Source organism: Buttiauxella ferragutiae (genome assembly GCF_022637515.1).
In the GTDB taxonomy this organism is placed as follows: Bacteria; Pseudomonadota; Gammaproteobacteria; order Enterobacterales; family Enterobacteriaceae; genus Buttiauxella; species Buttiauxella ferragutiae.
In genome coordinates, this window is the sequence record NZ_CP093332.1 from 1,161,277 (window position 1) to 1,177,868 (window position 16,592).

The following is a 16,592-nucleotide window of genomic DNA, read 5'->3' on the forward strand; positions in this document are numbered from 1 at the left end:
GGCTCTGGGCTAAGAGTTTTTCTTTGCAGAGTGATAAATGTTATTATTTGCCCGTTTTGTGACTCTCAGGAAATGCTATGCCTCAGATTACCCGTACTGCGCTAGTGCCTTACAGCGCGGAGCAGATGTATCAATTAGTTAACGATGTGAAATCCTACCCTGATTTTTTACCGGGTTGCACTGGCAGCCGGATTCTTGACGCGTCGCATAATCAGATGACGGCGGCGGTAGATGTTTCCAAAGCGGGGATCAGCAAAACGTTTACCACGCGTAACTCCCTTACCGATAATCAAAGTATTTTGATGCATCTTGTCGATGGGCCATTCAAGTCATTGATGGGCGGCTGGAAGTTTACGCCGCTGAGTGCAGAAGCTTGCCGTATTGAGTTCCAGCTCGATTTTGAGTTTACCAATAAGCTTATCGAGCTGGCGTTTGGCCGTATCTTCAAAGAGTTGGCCGGGAATATGGTTCAGGCGTTTACCGTACGAGCCAAAGAGGTCTACAGTGTCGCCTGATATCGCTGTTGAAGTCGTTTACGCATTGCCTGAAAAGCAGTACTTGCTCAAGGTTAGAGTTGCAGAAGGTGCGACTGTTGAGCAGGTGATTTACGCGTCAGGTATTCTTGAACTGCGCACGGATATTGATCTTGCGAAGAATAAGGTAGGGATTTTTAGCCGCCCGGTGAAATTGACCGATACGGTTAATGAGGGGGATCGGGTAGAAATTTATCGGCCTCTGATTGCTGACCCGAAAGAGCTTCGACGCCAGCGAGCTGAGAAATCCGCTCAGAAGTAGCCAAAAAAAGGTGCCAATCAGGCACCTGAGACTGATGACAAAACTGGCGAAAATGGTGGATGATGCTAGCGCTTATCCACCCTACAACACCTGTTTAGTGACCTTGTCAGCAATCTGAGGTGCCCATATCGGCACCTTTTTTATTGGTTATTCGTTTACCAGCTTCGGCTTGTTGTCGATGTTGGTCAACACACCGCTGCTGTTGAAAGTCAGCGTCAACGTTTGCTGAGTCACTTTCTCATGGCCTGGTTGCTGACGGAAGACATAGAACCAGGTACTTGTACCAAATGGATCAGTCATCATTGGCGTACCCAGAGCATACGCAACTTGCTGTTGAGTCATGCCAGTACGAATCTTTGACACGTCGTTTTGTGTCAGGTAGTTCCCCTGGTTAATGTCGGGGCGGTAAACCACTCGCTCCAGAGTGGAACAGCCTGCGGTCAGCATAAGAAGAACCGCTGCGGCAGCAGTCAGCGTTTTACAGCGCATAGTGATTTGATTCCTTTTCGGGCCCGAGCAGCACATGGCTCATTCATAATATGCCGATGATAATAAACCTTTACGCAGTTTAAAACATTAAGGCGCTTAACTCTGACCCTGGTACAGCAAAAAAGTTGGCTTAAAACCTGTTCAATTAACAATATGCTAGCTGAGTGATTGTTTTTTGAACAGCGCGCACAACAACTACCGGGTTGTGTATATCAAATCGTTGCCGTTAAGCCGCCAGCAACTCTTTTGCGTTGGCCAATGTGTTGCGTGTGACTTCGCTGCCACCAAGCAAACGAGCCAATTCTTGCAGGCGTGAGCGTTTATCCAGCGGTTGCATATGTGTTTCTGTCATTTCGCCATCGGTTTCTTTGCTGACAAAGAAGTGATGATGCCCACAACCTGCGACCTGTGGCAGGTGCGTGACACACATAACCTGAGTGGACTCGCCTAACTGACGTAATAATTTGCCGACCACCGCCGCTGTTGGGCCACTGATCCCGACATCCACTTCATCGAAGATGAGAGCCGGGGTTTCCATTTTACGTGCGGTGATGACCTGAATCGCCAGTGCAATACGTGAAAGCTCGCCGCCGGAGGCCACTTTTGCCAGCGGCTGCAAGGGTTGGCCTGGGTTGGTACTGACGCGGAAATCAATACGGTCTGCACCTTCAGCGGTCAGATGGTTTTCATTAAATTCCACGTCAATAGCTAGCTTGCCGTGAGGCATTGATAACGAATGCATGCTTGCGGTAATCAACTCGCAAAGTTCCGCCGCATAATGTGCACGACGCTGATGCAATTCTTGCGCGATGTTCAGCGCTTGCTGGTGATGGACAGCCACTGCCTGCATCAGTTCATCCTGGGAGCTGGCCTGCTCATCAAGCTGTTGCAGTTCTTCGAGCAGCTGTTGATGGAACAATGGCAGTTCTTCCGGCGAAATATGATGTTTACGCGCCAGTGATATTTGCCTGGAGATACGTTGTTCCAGTTCATACAAACGGTTAGGGTCAAGATCCAGACGGTCGCAATAATGGCGCAGTTCATCGCTGGCTTCAGAAACTTGAATAGTTGCCTCTTCCAGCATCGTTAACACACCAGACAGTTTGCTATCCATCCCGGCCAGTTCTTCCATTAAATGACGTGCGCTATACAGCTGGCTTTGCAGGTTGTTGTCTTCACCATCCGCAAGGATCGCCAGTGCTTGCTGGCTGACAGAGATCAGTTGCCCGCTGTTTGCCAGCCGTTTGTACTCTTCATCAATTTGTTCAAACTCGCCCGCAATTGGAGAAAACTCATTGAGCTCTTTCAGTTGGTACTGAAGCAATTCAGTGCGCGCGGCACGTTCTTGAGCCTGTTGCTGATGCTGCGCAAGAGTTCGGCAGCTTTGATGCCATTCGCGGTAGCTTGTTGCCATTTTGGCGAGAAGTGCAGATTCACCCGCATAACCGTCAAGCAGGTATTTTTGATGTTCTGGTTTTAACAAAAGCTGGTGGGCATGCTGGCCGTGAATTTGAATCAGCATCTGGCCGAGGTCACGCAACTGAGAAAGAGGAACCGCCGTGCCGTTGATGAAGCCTCGTGAACGGCCATCGCTGCTAATGACGCGACGCAGTAAACATTCACGTCCGTCATCAAGTTGATTTTCTTCCAGCCAGCGCAGGGCGGCAGGCGTGTCTTTCAGGGAGAAGCGGGCGCAGAGGTCAGCCCGGCTGGCACCCTGACGCACCATGTCGGCTTCAGCACGACCACCGAGACACAGACCTAAGGCATCAATCGCGATAGATTTACCGGCCCCTGTCTCACCGGTAATGGCGGTCATACCGTGGTGAAAATCAATTTCCAGTTCACGAACGATAGCGAAGTTACTGATGGTGAGTTGTGCCAGCATAATTGCTTTCCTGTATGAAAAGACATGACTGTGTTTTCATACAGTATAAACTGGTTTTATATACAGTAAAGAGCCTGGGGCACTTTTTAGAACAATTTTTTCGACCAGCCGAGTTTAGAGCTCAATGTATTGAAATAGCTGTAATCTTTGGGGTGAATGAGATTGAGATGATAGTCACAACGGCGGATCAGCACGTCTTCGCCTTCCTGAATAGGTAGCGCTATTTGGCTATCACAACTGATTTCCAGGTCGCTACGCATATGTGAAAAACGCAGGCGTATTGTGCTGCTGCTGTTGATGACCAATGGGCGTGCAGAAAGCGTGTGCGGGAACATTGGCACCAGCGTGATGGCATCAAGCGATGGGGTAAGAATGGGGCCGCCAGCCGAGAGGGAATAGGCGGTAGAACCCGTTGGTGTTGAAATAATCAGCCCATCGGAACGTTGCGAGAACGCAAAAATTTCATCGATATAGACTTCGAATTCAATCATGTGCGCGACTTTGCCGGGGTGCAGCACCACCTCGTTAATCGCGGTACTCAGGCGAGTCGGCGTATCTTGCTGGCAAACCTGGGCTTCGAGCAAGAAACGGCGCTCGGCAATGTAGTGCCCTTCGAGCACATCGGCGAGTTGTTGCTGCGCGTTGTCTGGGTCAAGGTCGGTAAGAAAACCGAGATTACCGCGGTTGATGCCGATGACTTTGATATCATAACGAGCAAGAACGCGGGCAGCGCCTAGCATATTGCCGTCACCACCGACCACAACCGCGAGATCGGCCTGTTGGCCTATTTCCGCCAGGGTACCGGTTTTTACGTTTTTGAGGTTAAGTTCCTGGGCAATTTGCTGCTCGACAATAACGTCGTAGCCTTTGGTGCAGAGCCAGCGATACAGCATTTCATGCGTGGTTAGGGCTGTAGGGTGACGTGGGTGCCCGACGATACCAATGCAGTTGAAATGTTTGTTCATTATGCTGATGGTCCTTATGCGCAGTGATGCAGTCGTTTATGACAATATGTCACGTTCCCTTGAATCCCGGAAACTGATCCCCATAATAAGCGAACCAGCGAGATGAATGCTAAAAACGCGGAGAAATTCATGAGTAGTAAAGATCAGAAAACACCAGACGAGCAAGTCTCGGACGAAATTGCAATGGAAAGCCACGAAGAAGTCGAGGCCGTAGAGGGTGCCGAAGTGGTTGATCCGCGCGATGAAAAAATTGCCGATTTGACTGCGCAACTGGAAGAAATTCAGCAGCGCGAGCGTGAACTGGCGTTACGCAATAAAGCGGATATGGAAAACCTCCGTCGCCGTACTGAGCTTGATATTGAGAAAGCGCACAAGTTTGCTCTGGACAAATTTGTCAACGAGCTGCTGCCGGTTATCGACAGCCTTGACCGTGCTTTGGAAGTGGTAGACAAGTCCAACACCGATTTAGCCGCCATGATTGAAGGCATCGAATTAACTCAGAAATCGATGCTGGATGTGGTGCGTAAATTTGGTGTGGAAGTGGTTGGCGAAACTAATGTGCCGTTCAACCCGGATGTGCATCAGGCCATTGCCATGGTTGAGTCTGAAGATGTGGCGCCAAACCACGTGCTGATGGTGATGCAAAAGGGTTACACCCTGAACGGTCGCACACTGCGTGCTGCGATGGTTTCTGTGGCTAAAGCAAAAGCGTAATTTGTTTTAATCGCTTGAAATAAAAAGCCAGCCTTTGCGGCTGGCTTTTTTGTGCCTGCTAGAAAGGCGATTTACTCTTGAACACTCTCGCGAAGCGGAGTGACAGGGGTGACGCGCACTTGCTTAATCATGTTGTCTTGTACATCGAGAATATCAATGTCGTAGTGGCTTAGACGCACTCGCGTATCGATAGCTGGGATCTCTTGCAGTTCTTCAAGCAGCATACCGTTTACGGTACGGGCTTCGTCTTCTGGCAATGTCCAGTTGAAAGCTTTGTTGATTTCGCGCACGTTGGCGCTGCCTTCAATAATCACTGAGCCATCGTTTTGTGGCATCACTTCTTCAGCCAGTGTTGGAGACATCGATGTCGTGAAGTCACCGACAATCTCTTCAAGAATATCTTCCACCGTTACCAGCCCTTGAATATCACCGTATTCATCTACGACCAGGCCGACTTTCTTCTTGTTACGCTGGAATTTCACCAGTTGAACGCTAAGCGGCGTTCCTTCCGGCACGAAGTAAATTTCATCAGCGGCACGAAGCAGCGTTTCTTTGGTGAACTCTTGCTTTTCAGTCATCAAGCGATAGGCTTCACGCACGCGCAGCATGCTCATGGCATTGTCCAGAGTATCGCGATACAACACAATGCGGCCATGCGGCGAGTGGGTGAGTTGGCGGACGATAGATTTCCAGTCGTCATTGATATCGATACCGACGATTTCATTTCTCGGCACCATGATGTCGTCGACGCTCATTTTTTCGAGATCCAGAACCGAGAGCAACATATCCTGGTTGCGACGGGAAATTTTCGTGTGTGACTCATGCACCAGGGTACGCAATTCGTCTTTGTTTAACGCGCTACTCACGGTGCTGACGTTTTTGATACCCATCAGACGCATCAACATACGCGTGATGATGTTCAGTAACCACACCAGGGGCATCATCAGTATTTGCAACGGGCCAAGCAGGAAGCTGCTCGGGAAGGCAACCTTTTCCGGATACAGCGCGGCAATGGTTTTTGGCAGCACTTCAGCGAACACCAGTACCACGAAAGTGAGGATACCGGTGGCGATGGCAACACCCGCATCACCGTACAAACGCATGCCGACGATGGTGCCGATGGCTGAGGCCAGAATATTGACCAGGTTATTACCGATGAGGACCAGACTTATCAGGCGGTCTGGTTTGCGAAGCAGTTTTTCGACCCGTTTAGCGGCGCGGTTGCCCTGTTTGGCGAGGTGGCGCAGCTTGTAACGGTTAAGCGTCATCATGCCGGTTTCAGAGCCGGAGAAGTACGCTGAAACGACTACCATGATGATCAATGTGACAATCAACGTAGTCGTTGAGATCTGTTCCAAAAGGATTTCCTTTATAAAGACAACATTAGCCGACGAATTGTTGCAGGACGCGGCTACCAAAATAGGCGAGGGTCAGAATCGCTGCACCCGCGACGTTAAACCACACCACACGGCGGCCGCGCCACCCCTCATGATAGTGTCCCCACAGTAAAACGATGTAGACAAACCATGCGAGAATCGACAAGACCGCTTTGTCGACATTTTCCAGGCTGAAAAGATTTTTCAGATAAAACAGGCCGGTGCAAAGGGTTAACGTCAGCAGTACTACGCCGACTTGAGTGATGTGAAACATTTTGCGCTCAATGCTCATCAACGGCGGCATTTCAGCACGGAAGGCGAGTTTTTTATTTTTGAGCTGATAGTCAATCCAGGCCAGTTGCAGCGCGTAAAGTGCGGCAATAATCAGCGTGGCATAGGCAAAGAGTGACAAACCGATATGCACCATCATCCCCGGAGTTGTTTCCAGATGCGTGATGAATTCGTTGGGCATAAAGGTTGCCAGCGCCAGATTGATTAAGGCGAAAGCGTAAACAATCGGTAACAGCAGCCAGCCGCGATTTCGCGATGCCACAATCGTCATCACGGTGCAGATCATCAAACTGACTAATGAGCCGACGTTGAGCAGGCTCAGGTTTTGACCGCCGTCGGCGGCAAAAATACGAGCTTCAAGCGCCAGACCGTGGCATACAAGCGCGATAATGGCCGATATAATAGCGAAACGGCGCCATCCGCTGTTTTTTGTCAGCAGGCTTGGGATGATCAGCGCAAGGCTGCTGGAATAGGCTACAAGCGCAAGGATTGCGAAAACAGGCATATAAAGTGTCGGTCAATTAGCCAGAGATGAAAAAAACAGTATAACGTTACCTGCCGCCTGCTCCAACCGTTGCATCACACCGAAGGCGACTTCATGATATAATCCGCCAAATTCTGTTTTGTGTCGCAAGCTGCGGCCCTAAGTTACCACGTTAGGCAAAAGACAATGTTTGATAATTTAACTGACCGTCTGTCGCGCACACTGCGCAATATCAGCGGCCGCGGGCGGCTGACTGAAGAGAATGTGAAAGAAACATTGCGCGAAGTGCGCATGGCATTGCTGGAAGCTGACGTTGCGCTGCCGGTGGTGCGTGACTTTATCAGCCGCGTAAAAGAAAAAGCGGTTGGTCATGAAGTTAACAAAAGTCTGACCCCAGGCCAGGAGTTCGTCAAAATCGTTCGCGCCGAATTGGTTGCCGCGATGGGCGAAGAGAATGCCAGCCTGAATCTTGCTGCACAGCCGCCAGCCGTTGTGCTGATGGCGGGTTTGCAAGGTGCGGGTAAAACCACAAGCGTAGGTAAATTAGGTAAGTTCCTGCGTGAGAAGCACAAGAAGAAAGTGCTGGTGGTGTCTGCCGACGTTTATCGCCCGGCGGCGATCAAACAGTTGGAAACGCTGGCTGAACAAGTCGGTGTCGATTTCTTCCCGTCTGATGTGGGTCAAAAGCCTGTCGATATCGTTACTGCGGCGCTGAAAGAAGCGAAGCTGAAATTCTTTGACGTGCTGCTGGTGGATACCGCTGGTCGTTTGCACGTTGACGAAGCAATGATGGACGAAATCAAGCAGGTTCATGCTGCGATTAATCCAGTTGAAACGCTGTTTGTTGTTGACGCCATGACGGGCCAGGATGCGGCGAATACCGCAAAAGCTTTCAACGAAGCATTACCACTGACGGGCGTCGTGCTGACGAAAGTCGACGGTGATGCGCGTGGTGGTGCAGCGCTTTCTATTCGTCATATCACTGGCAAGCCGATTAAATTCCTCGGTGTCGGTGAAAAGACTGAAGCGCTGGAGCCGTTCCACCCGGATCGTATTGCTTCGCGTATTCTGGGGATGGGCGATGTTCTCTCACTTATCGAAGATATTGAGAGCAAAGTTGACCGTGCTCAGGCAGAGAAGCTGGCTAACAAGCTGAAGAAAGGCGATGGGTTTGATCTCAACGATTTCCTTGACCAGCTTAAGCAAATGAAAAACATGGGCGGCATGGCGAGCATGATGAGCAAATTGCCGGGTATGGGGCAATTGCCGGATAACGTTAAGTCGCAAATGGACGACAAAGTCCTGGTGCGTATGGAAGCCATTATTAATTCCATGACGCTCAAAGAGCGTGCGCAGCCAGAGATTATCAAAGGTTCACGTAAACGTCGTATCGCGATGGGTGCGGGTATGCAGGTGCAGGACGTCAACCGTCTGCTTAAGCAGTTCGATGACATGCAGCGCATGATGAAAAAGATGAAGAAAGGCGGAATGGCGAAAATGATGCGCGGCATGAAAGGTATGATGCCGCCAGGTTTCCCAGGCCGTTAATTTCTGTAATTTTTGTTTTGCTTGTAAAACAAAAATTGATTTCCGCTCAGGAATGAGTACAATTTTCGGGCTTTTAATATGACACTAGGCTCCATCCCTCGATGGGGCCTGGTGTTTTATTCACTAAAGAGGATGTTATGGTAACTATTCGTTTAGCACGTCACGGCGCTAAAAAGCGTCCGTTCTACCAGGTTGTTGTTACTGACAGCCGTAATGCACGTAACGGTCGCTTCATTGAGCGCGTTGGTTTCTTCAACCCTATCGCTGGTGAAAAAGACGAGGCAACTCGCCTGGATCTGGATCGCATCGAGCATTGGGTTGGCCAAGGCGCAACCGTTTCTGATCGCGTATCTGCGCTGATCAAAGCAGCAAAAAAAGCAGCTTAATCTGTCACGGTGGTCATGATGAGCAATCAAATCGCTGCAAAGGCTCCTGTTAACCCAATAGTATTGGGCAAAATGGGCTCCTGCTATGGGATCCGTGGTTGGCTCAGAGTGTTTTCCTCCACCGAAGACGCCGATAGCATTTTTGACTATCAGCCTTGGTTTATCCAGAAGGCGGGTCAGTGGCAGCAAGTACAGCTGGAAAGCTGGAAGCACCACAATCAGGATCTGGTCATCAAGCTGAAAGGTATTGACGATCGGGATGCAGCGAATCTTCTGACCAATTGCGAAATTGTCGTCGATTCAACGCAATTGCCTCATCTCGAAGAGGGTGACTACTACTGGAAAGACCTTATGGGTTGCCAGGTTGTCACTACTGAAGGATATCAGCTCGGTAAAGTCATCGACATGATGGAAACCGGCTCAAATGACGTTCTGGTCATTAAGGCAAACCTGAAAGATGCGTTCGGCATCAAGGAGCGGCTGGTTCCGTTCCTCGATGGGCAGGTTATCAAGAAAGTCGATCTCGCTACTCAAACCATTGAAGTAGATTGGGATCCTGGTTTTTAAAACCTCCGGATTAACGGTAAAAGACGGCGTAATGGGGATTGGCTTGTGTTTATTGGTGTAGTTAGCCTGTTTCCAGAGATGTTCCGTGCAATTACCGACTTCGGGGTAACTGGCCGGGCAGTAAAAAATGGCCTGCTGAGCATCCAAAGCTGGAGTCCGCGTGACTTCACTTATGACCGACACCGTACCGTGGACGATCGTCCTTACGGCGGCGGACCGGGTATGCTCATGATGGTAAATCCTTTGCGGGAAGCCATCCACGCAGCGAAAGCAGCGGCGGGGGAAGGTGCTAAGGTTATCTATCTGTCACCTCAGGGACGCAAGCTTGATCAAGAAGGCGTCTGTGAACTGGCAACAAATGAGAAGTTAATTCTGGTTTGTGGCCGTTACGAAGGGATAGATGAGCGCGTAATCCAAACCGAAATTGATGAAGAATGGTCAATCGGCGATTACGTTCTCAGCGGTGGTGAGTTACCAGCGATGGTATTGATTGACTCAGTTTCACGGTTTATTCCGGGAGTTCTGGGACATCAGGCATCAGCAATCGAAGATTCGTTTGCCGATGGATTGCTGGACTGCCCACACTATACTCGTCCTGAAGTGTTAGAAGGCATGGAGGTTCCGCCAGTTTTGCTGTCGGGAAACCATGCAGATATTCGACGTTGGCGCCTGAAGCAGTCGCTGGGCCGTACCTGGCTTAGAAGACCTGAACTTCTGGAAAACCTGGCTCTGACTGAAGAGCAAGCAAGGTTGCTGGCGGAGTTCCAACGTGAACACGCAAATACAGCAACATAAACATGATGGGATGGCGTAAGCCCCCGATTATCAGTTTACCCAGGATAAGAGACAAAATTATGAGCAACATTATTAAGCAAATTGAACAAGAACAGATGAAACAGGATGTACCTTCATTCCGTCCGGGTGATTCCGTGGAAGTGAAAGTATGGGTCGTTGAAGGTTCTAAAAAACGTCTGCAGGCATTTGAGGGCGTGGTTATCGCTATCCGTAACCGCGGTCTGCACTCTGCATTCACTGTTCGTAAAATTTCCAACGGCGAAGGTGTTGAGCGTGTATTCCAGACTCACTCCCCAGTAATCGACAGCATTACTGTTAAACGTCGTGGTGCCGTTCGTAAAGCTAAACTGTACTACCTGCGTGAGCGTACTGGTAAATCTGCTCGTATCAAAGAGCGTCTTACCAAGTAAGATTTCGCTAACGCGACATCCATATCAAGGGCTGCCATCTGGCAGCCCTTTTTTATTTAACGCATGAGCGATTGCTGCAATCCTTCTCGGCTGGCCTTTTCCCATACCGCGCGACGATCCGTAACATCAGGTAAGGTTTCACAACTGGCAGGAAATGATTTCCCATTTTGCCCCTGAACGGTTAAGAAATTGGGATCACAAATCCGCTGCTGGCCATCTGCATATCCTTTTAACCATTCTTCTCGATCGACATTTTCATCGTTATGCAAATGCGCAATGACGGGATTACTTCTTATGGGTTGTCCAGACATCGCATCATCCCAGCCAGCCTGATACCAGTCGGTGGGGGCCGGAGTTGGGGCATGGGTGTATGGGTCAACATAACAAGCAGACAGCAATAAGATTGGAATCAAGGCTAAACAGCGCATAGTGAGGATATCCATTTCAAACTGTATTAACTGAGCATAGAGCGCTTATGGCTTTGCATTACGCTATTTTCACAGACTGCATGCTTGAGCAGATAAATAGCGTGCTTATGCAGTCGTGTATAATTTAGTTTACAATAAGTGATGTTAAGTGTGCTTTAAGCGGCAATTATTTGATTGGTGTAATGTATTGTTTACGTATTTTGGATTGCAATCTTTACTAAAGCTGGTAAGGTAGTGCCATCCTCACTGAGGAAACGACTATCGCAAACGAGCTAACAGGAAAGCCATCATGCAAAAAGACGCGCTGAACAACGTTCATATTTCTGACGAACAGGTATTAATCACTCCGGAACAACTGAAAGCGGAATTCCCGCTTACTGCCTCTCAAGAAGCGCAGATCGAACACTCCCGTCAGACGATTTCCGACATTATCGCAGGGCGCGATCCTCGTCTGTTGGTAGTCTGTGGACCTTGCTCGATCCACGACCCTGATACCGCGATTGAATATGCTCGTCGTTTTAAAATTTTGTCTGAACAAGTTAGCGATAGTCTGTACCTCGTGATGCGCGTCTATTTTGAAAAGCCACGTACCACCGTTGGCTGGAAAGGGCTAATCAACGATCCACACATGGATGGCTCGTTTGATGTTGAAGCTGGTTTGAAAATTGCTCGTCATTTGCTGGTTGAATTGGTCAGCATGGGTCTGCCGCTGGCGACGGAAGCGCTTGATCCGAATAGCCCACAATACTTGGGTGATCTGTTTAGCTGGTCCGCAATTGGTGCCCGTACTACTGAATCCCAGACCCACCGTGAAATGGCATCTGGTTTGTCTATGCCAGTTGGTTTTAAAAATGGTACTGATGGCAGCCTGGGTACGGCGATTAATGCGATGCGTGCCGCATCTATGCCGCATCGTTTCGTTGGTATCAACCAGGCAGGCCAGGTCTGCTTGCTGCAAACTCAGGGTAACCCAGATGGTCATGTGATTTTACGTGGCGGAAAAGCACCAAACTACAGCCCGGCAGACGTTGCGCAGTGTGAAAAAGATATGGAACAGGCAGGACTCCGCCCAGCCTTGATGATAGATTGCAGCCATGGCAACTCAAATAAAGACTACCGCCGTCAGCCGGGCGTGGCTGAATCAGCCGTCGCCCAAATTAAAGATGGTAATCGTTCGATTATTGGCCTGATGATTGAAAGTAATATCCACGAAGGTAATCAATCTTCAGAGCAGCCACGCAGTGAAATGAAGTACGGCGTTTCTGTCACCGATGCTTGCATCGACTGGGAAACTACCGAGACTTTACTGCGTGAGATTCATCAAGATCTGAACGGTACGCTTGCGGCGCGTAAGGCATAAGAGGTTTTACTATGGTGGCTGAATTGACCGCGTTGCGCGATCAAATTGACGAAGTGGATAAGGCGTTGCTGGGGCTACTGGCACGCCGCCTTGAACTGGTAGCGGAAGTTGGCGAAGTCAAAAGCCAGTATGGTTTACCGATTTATGTCCCGGAACGTGAAGCAGCAATGTTGGCTTCACGTCGCAAAGAAGCCGAAACGCTGGGCGTTCCACCGGATCTGATTGAAGACGTACTGCGTCGGGTTATGCGTGAGTCATACTCAAGCGAGAATGACAAAGGCTTTAAAACCCTGTTTCCTGCACTTCGCCCGGTAGTTATCGTCGGTGGCGGTGGCCAAATGGGGCGCTTGTTTGAAAAGATGCTCACACTGTCTGGTTATCAGGTGCGTATTCTTGAAAAAGAAGACTGGGCTAACGCAGCAGAATTGATGGCTGATGCTGGCATGGTCATTGTTAGCGTGCCGATTCACATCACTGAACAAGTAATCGCTCAGTTACCGCGCTTACCTGATGACTGTATTCTGGTTGATCTGGCGTCGGTGAAGAATGGCCCTCTACAAGCTATGTTGGCGGCTCACCAGGGGCCGGTTCTTGGCTTGCATCCAATGTTTGGGCCAGATAGTGGAAGCCTTGCGAAGCAGGTTGTGGTGTATTGCGACGGTCGCCAGCCAGAAGCGTATCAGTGGTTCCTTGAGCAAATTCAGGTTTGGGGCGCGCGTTTGCACCGCTCTACAGCCGTTGAACACGATCAGAACATGGCGTTTATTCAGGCGCTGCGCCACTTTGCAACCTTTGCATATGGTCTGCATCTGGCAGAAGAAAATGTTCAGTTAGAGCAGCTACTCGCGCTTTCATCACCGATTTATCGCCTGGAGTTGGCGATGGTAGGTCGCTTGTTTGCACAAGATCCGCAACTTTACGCTGATATTATTATGTCGTCAGAAAGCAATCTGGAACTGATTAAGCGTTATTACAAAAGGTTTGGGGAGGCTATTGGCCTGCTTGAACATGGTGATAAGCAAGCGTTCATCGATAGCTTCCGTAAAGTTGAACACTGGTTCGGCGACTACGCGCAGCGCTTCCAGAGTGAAAGCCGAACTTTGTTACGCCAGGCGAATGATAGCCGACCGTAGTCGTGAAATAGTCTTATAATCTAAAGCCATCAGGGAAACCTAATGGCTTTTTTTATTGGCAATTAAGGATAGAAAAATGGCTCAGCCGCAAGTTCTGTTCGATTACACCGGTCACTTACCTGAATGCCCGACATGGAGTGCAGAAGAAAATTGCCTTTACTGGACGGATATTCTCGAAAACGAAATTCATCGCTATAACATCGCCAGCAAAAAGCATGATGTGATTCAGTTTTCCGAAGAGGTTGGCTGTTTTGCATTGTGCGAAACGGGTGGTTTTATTGTCGCGCTGCGAAGTGGAATTTATCTGACCAATCGCACCGGGCTTATTACTCGCAAAGTCTGTGATAACCCCAATAACCCGACATTAGCTCGTTTTAATGATGGTGGAACTGACAGGGATGGGCGTTTTTATGCTGGAACATTTTGGAGGCCTGGTGATTACAACGGAGCCTTGCTGTGCCGCGTGGATAACGACCTGACACCGCATGTCATTCAGCATGATATCCATGGTGCCAATGGTCTGGCGTTTAGTGCAGATAAAAAATGGATGTTTACATCAGACACGCCGAACCGTGTGATTTACCGAACTCCGTTAGACAAACAAGGTGAGCCTGGCAAGCGTGAAGTGTTTAAACGTTTTGAACCGGGGCAGGGAATTCCGGATGGAGCCGCACTTGACGAAGAAGGTTGCTACTGGACGGCATTGTTTGATGGCTACCGTATCGCGCGATTATCGCCTGATGGCGATGTGCTGGAAGAATATCAATTGCCGGTGCGCTGTCCAACGATGGTGTGCTTCGGTGGCGATGATATGAAAACGTTGTTCATCACGACGACGCGAGAAAATATGGATAACGGCGAAGTTGCAGAAAGGCCGCTGTCAGGCGCGATTTTTACGCTTAAAGTCGCCGTTGCAGGAATGCCGAAACTGAAATTTAAAGTGAATGAGTAAGCCAGCTTCGAGCTGGCTTACTGCCAATTTTAAGCCGGATCAACAGGCACTACATTCTCACTTGGATAACAGCCAAGCACTTTCATAGAACGGGTAATTTCACCGAGTTCGCGAAGTGCTTTGCGCATTGCTTCATCGTTCAGGTTTGCCTGAACATCCAGATAAAACATCTCTTCCCACGGGTTGCCGTTAATTGGTCGAGACTCCAGTTTTGTCATGATCAAATTGTGATTACGCAACACCAGAAGGGCTTCAACCAACGCACCGGCTTGCTGACCTGTCGCCATGAGTAGTGTTGTTTTGGCTGGGACCTGGTCGGTGACTTCGACCGATTTGCGAGCGAGAACGATGAAACGGGTGATGTTTTGCGTCTGGTTTGCCAGATTACGTTCCAGAACTTGCAAACCATATAACGCCCCACCAGCCTCGCTACCCAGCGCCGCGACATGCGGTGAGTTTGCCTGCGCCACTTTTTCCATTGCCGCCGAGGTACTTTCGCAATATTCGATTTTCCAGTTTGGATACCGGTTAATGAATTGGCTGCATTGCTGGAAAGGCTGTGGGTGGCTATATACCGTCTGAATCGTGTCTAAATCGGTAGTGCCCTTCACTAACACGCAGTGGTCGATGGGCACGGTCATTTCAGCAACGATAGACAAGCTGGTGTGCTGTAATAAATCGTATACATCATTGATGGCGCCAGAGCTGGTATTTTCTAACGGTACGACGGCGTAATCGGCCTGGCCCGTTTCAACCTGGTTAAAGATGTCCTGGAATTTGGCACAGCCACTTTCAATGAATTGCTCAAAGTGGCGAGCAGCATACTGACGTGCAGCGAGGTGTGAGTACGAACCCTTCGGGCCTAAAAACGCGATTCTCGCTGACTGCGGATTGGTTTTATTAAGATGCTGCTGTAAAAGTGTTTGCTGCGTCAGAACTGAATCTTCAATGATGAGTTGGAACAAGCGTGTAATGTAATGGGCGTCCAGATTATGTGTTTTACCCAAAGTAATCAGACGCTCCAGCAAATCACGCTCGCGGTCGATATCTCGAACCGGGCGGTGAGTCGCGAGCTTGGCTTTTCCGACTTCAACAGCCAGCAAGCGACGCTCTGCCAGCAATGCCAGCAATTTTACATCCAGGGCGCTGATTTTATCGCGCAGTGCCAGCAACGGGTTTGTCTCACTCATAACGCTACCTTTTCGAAGTCCATAAAAAAGGCCTCCCGCTTGGGGAGGCCTGTTTGTTCGTCTTCGCATTCTTTATCACACGACGAATTGCCTCCCATTCAGGGGAAGGTAAAAAAGAATGCGAAGAAAAACGGAATTAATTTCATGGTTGGTTCCTGATAAGTCAGACAAGTAAGGTACTCGCTCTGTTTTCGCTCTGTCAATAAAAAACGCGCCCGGAGGCGCGTTGGTGCGATTGATAAAGCTAAAATTTACTCTTCTTCAATTTCCGCGATAGCAACGTCTTTCACTGAGCCTGCTGTGCGACGCGCTTCACCTTTGTGTTGCACTTTATTCAACTGCCGCTCCAGTTTGTTAATCAAATCGTTGATAGCCGTATACATATCATCGTGTTTAGCGCTCGCTACGAGCTGGCCATTTGGCGTATTAATGGTGGCATCAGCCACGAAACCTTTCGGTTCTTTGGACAAAACAATGTGTGGGTTAATTAGATGAGTTTGCCACTTGTCCAGTTTAGTGAGACGGTCTGCGACGTGCTGACGAATAGCTGGGGTGATTTCCATTTGCTTGCTGGTAATGTTCATTGTCATAAAGTTACCTCTTGTCTTTCCCGTCTTGGTAACTCCAGCATACCTTTCTGAATGTCAAAATGTGTGATGTGTATCACACTATTTTGTCACTTTTTGTCAGTAAACCCTTTTTGTGAGGCAGGACAGGATCTCTGTTTTTAAAGCTTGTGGAACTTAAGAATAGCGTCCATATTTGATTGGATGACCTGACGCTAAACCGTTTCAGTTTTGTGTTTTCAGGCAATAAAAATG

Annotated in this window: 19 protein-coding genes, 1 pseudogene and 1 other annotated feature; of the genes and pseudogenes, 11 read left to right on the plus strand and 9 right to left on the minus strand. The window is 49.2% G+C overall.

Features of this window, described 5'->3' with window-relative positions:
- Positions 1-77: 77 nt before the first annotated feature.
- Both MNO13_RS05265 and MNO13_RS05270 read left to right on the plus strand, forming a co-directional pair.
- Entirely contained in the window at positions 78-515 is a 438-nt protein-coding gene (locus MNO13_RS05265; protein WP_064544279.1) for a type II toxin-antitoxin system RatA family toxin, read from the plus strand.
- Positions 505-795, plus strand: coding sequence for an RnfH family protein (locus tag MNO13_RS05270; RefSeq protein WP_064544282.1), 291 nt, complete (start codon positions 505-507; stop codon positions 793-795). Before MNO13_RS05265 ends, MNO13_RS05270 begins: the two co-directional genes overlap by 11 nt.
- A 147-nt stretch (positions 796-942) precedes the next feature.
- Here MNO13_RS05270 and bamE read toward each other — a convergent pair whose 3' ends face one another.
- From bamE to nadK, 3 genes are all read right to left on the minus strand, one after another.
- Positions 943-1,284, minus strand: a complete 342-nt coding sequence (gene bamE, locus MNO13_RS05275; RefSeq protein ID WP_064544285.1) for an outer membrane protein assembly factor BamE — start codon at positions 1,282-1,284, stop codon at positions 943-945.
- 226 nt (positions 1,285-1,510) lie between these two features.
- Complete coding sequence (recN, locus tag MNO13_RS05280; RefSeq protein WP_064544288.1) at positions 1,511-3,172, minus strand: DNA repair protein RecN; 1,662 nt, start codon at positions 3,170-3,172, stop codon at positions 1,511-1,513.
- A gap of 86 nt (positions 3,173-3,258) precedes the next feature.
- Positions 3,259-4,137, minus strand: coding sequence for an NAD(+) kinase (nadK, locus tag MNO13_RS05285; protein WP_064544292.1), 879 nt, complete (start codon positions 4,135-4,137; stop codon positions 3,259-3,261).
- Between the two features lie 129 nt (positions 4,138-4,266).
- On the opposite strand from nadK, the gene grpE reads away from it, so the two are divergent.
- Entirely contained in the window at positions 4,267-4,851 is a 585-nt protein-coding gene (gene grpE, locus MNO13_RS05290; RefSeq protein WP_064544330.1) for a nucleotide exchange factor GrpE, read from the plus strand.
- A 71-nt stretch (positions 4,852-4,922) separates the two neighbouring features.
- On the opposite strand, the gene MNO13_RS05295 is transcribed toward grpE, so the two are convergent.
- Together MNO13_RS05295 and MNO13_RS05300 are read right to left on the minus strand one after the other, a co-directional pair.
- Entirely contained in the window at positions 4,923-6,209 is a 1,287-nt protein-coding gene (locus MNO13_RS05295) for an HlyC/CorC family transporter (protein ID WP_064544296.1), read from the minus strand.
- A gap of 25 nt (positions 6,210-6,234) precedes the next feature.
- Positions 6,235-7,023: a cytochrome C assembly family protein gene (locus MNO13_RS05300; RefSeq protein ID WP_064544299.1), complete on the minus strand. Its 789-nt coding sequence runs from the start codon at positions 7,021-7,023 to the stop codon at positions 6,235-6,237.
- Between the two features lie 165 nt (positions 7,024-7,188).
- Between MNO13_RS05300 and ffh the strand changes: the two genes are divergently transcribed.
- The 5 genes and pseudogenes from ffh to rplS all read left to right on the plus strand — a co-directional run bounded on the left by ffh (position 7,189) and on the right by rplS (position 10,708).
- Positions 7,189-8,550, plus strand: a complete 1,362-nt coding sequence (ffh, locus tag MNO13_RS05305; protein WP_064544303.1) for a signal recognition particle protein — start codon at positions 7,189-7,191, stop codon at positions 8,548-8,550.
- 137 nt (positions 8,551-8,687) lie between these two features.
- Entirely contained in the window at positions 8,688-8,936 is a 249-nt protein-coding gene (gene rpsP, locus MNO13_RS05310; protein ID WP_034457320.1) for a 30S ribosomal protein S16, read from the plus strand.
- Between the two features lie 18 nt (positions 8,937-8,954).
- Positions 8,955-9,503 carry a ribosome maturation factor RimM gene (rimM, locus tag MNO13_RS05315; RefSeq protein WP_064544306.1) on the plus strand — a complete coding sequence of 183 codons (549 nt, stop codon included), beginning with the start codon at positions 8,955-8,957 and terminating at the stop codon, positions 9,501-9,503.
- A 45-nt stretch (positions 9,504-9,548) separates the two neighbouring features.
- Positions 9,549-10,317: pseudogene (gene trmD / locus MNO13_RS05320) on the plus strand (tRNA (guanosine(37)-N1)-methyltransferase TrmD).
- Between the two features lie 40 nt (positions 10,318-10,357).
- Positions 10,358-10,708, plus strand: coding sequence for a 50S ribosomal protein L19 (gene rplS, locus MNO13_RS05325; protein ID WP_034457314.1), 351 nt, complete (start codon positions 10,358-10,360; stop codon positions 10,706-10,708).
- A 56-nt stretch (positions 10,709-10,764) separates the two neighbouring features.
- On the opposite strand, the gene MNO13_RS05330 is transcribed toward rplS, so the two are convergent.
- Entirely contained in the window at positions 10,765-11,151 is a 387-nt protein-coding gene (locus MNO13_RS05330) for a DUF2799 domain-containing protein (protein ID WP_083963307.1), read from the minus strand.
- A 274-nt stretch (positions 11,152-11,425) separates the two neighbouring features.
- On the opposite strand from MNO13_RS05330, the gene aroF reads away from it, so the two are divergent.
- The 3 genes from aroF (at position 11,426) to MNO13_RS05345 (ending at position 14,581) form a co-directional block, all read left to right on the plus strand.
- Positions 11,426-12,496 (plus strand): 3-deoxy-7-phosphoheptulonate synthase AroF, encoded by a 1,071-nt coding sequence (gene aroF / locus MNO13_RS05335; RefSeq protein WP_241939616.1) that lies wholly within the window; start codon positions 11,426-11,428, stop codon positions 12,494-12,496.
- Between the two features lie 11 nt (positions 12,497-12,507).
- Positions 12,508-13,629 (plus strand): bifunctional chorismate mutase/prephenate dehydrogenase, encoded by a 1,122-nt coding sequence (gene tyrA / locus MNO13_RS05340; protein ID WP_121815075.1) that lies wholly within the window; start codon positions 12,508-12,510, stop codon positions 13,627-13,629.
- Between the two features lie 76 nt (positions 13,630-13,705).
- Positions 13,706-14,581 carry an SMP-30/gluconolactonase/LRE family protein gene (locus MNO13_RS05345; RefSeq protein WP_241939617.1) on the plus strand — a complete coding sequence of 292 codons (876 nt, stop codon included), beginning with the start codon at positions 13,706-13,708 and terminating at the stop codon, positions 14,579-14,581.
- A gap of 29 nt (positions 14,582-14,610) precedes the next feature.
- Here the strand turns inward: MNO13_RS05345 and pheA are convergent, their stop codons facing one another.
- The 3 genes from pheA to raiA all read right to left on the minus strand — a co-directional run bounded on the left by pheA (position 14,611) and on the right by raiA (position 16,361).
- Positions 14,611-15,771 carry a bifunctional chorismate mutase/prephenate dehydratase gene (pheA, locus tag MNO13_RS05350; RefSeq protein ID WP_121815077.1) on the minus strand — a complete coding sequence of 387 codons (1,161 nt, stop codon included), beginning with the start codon at positions 15,769-15,771 and terminating at the stop codon, positions 14,611-14,613.
- 21 nt (positions 15,772-15,792) lie between these two features.
- Positions 15,793-15,918, minus strand: a sequence feature (Phe leader region).
- Positions 15,870-15,917, minus strand: coding sequence for a pheA operon leader peptide PheL (pheL, locus tag MNO13_RS05355; RefSeq protein WP_101706155.1), 48 nt, complete (start codon positions 15,915-15,917; stop codon positions 15,870-15,872). Its footprint overlaps the feature before it by 48 nt.
- 104 nt (positions 15,919-16,022) lie before the next feature.
- Entirely contained in the window at positions 16,023-16,361 is a 339-nt protein-coding gene (gene raiA, locus MNO13_RS05360) for a ribosome-associated translation inhibitor RaiA (RefSeq protein ID WP_034457302.1), read from the minus strand.
- Positions 16,362-16,592: the final 231 nt, after the last annotated feature.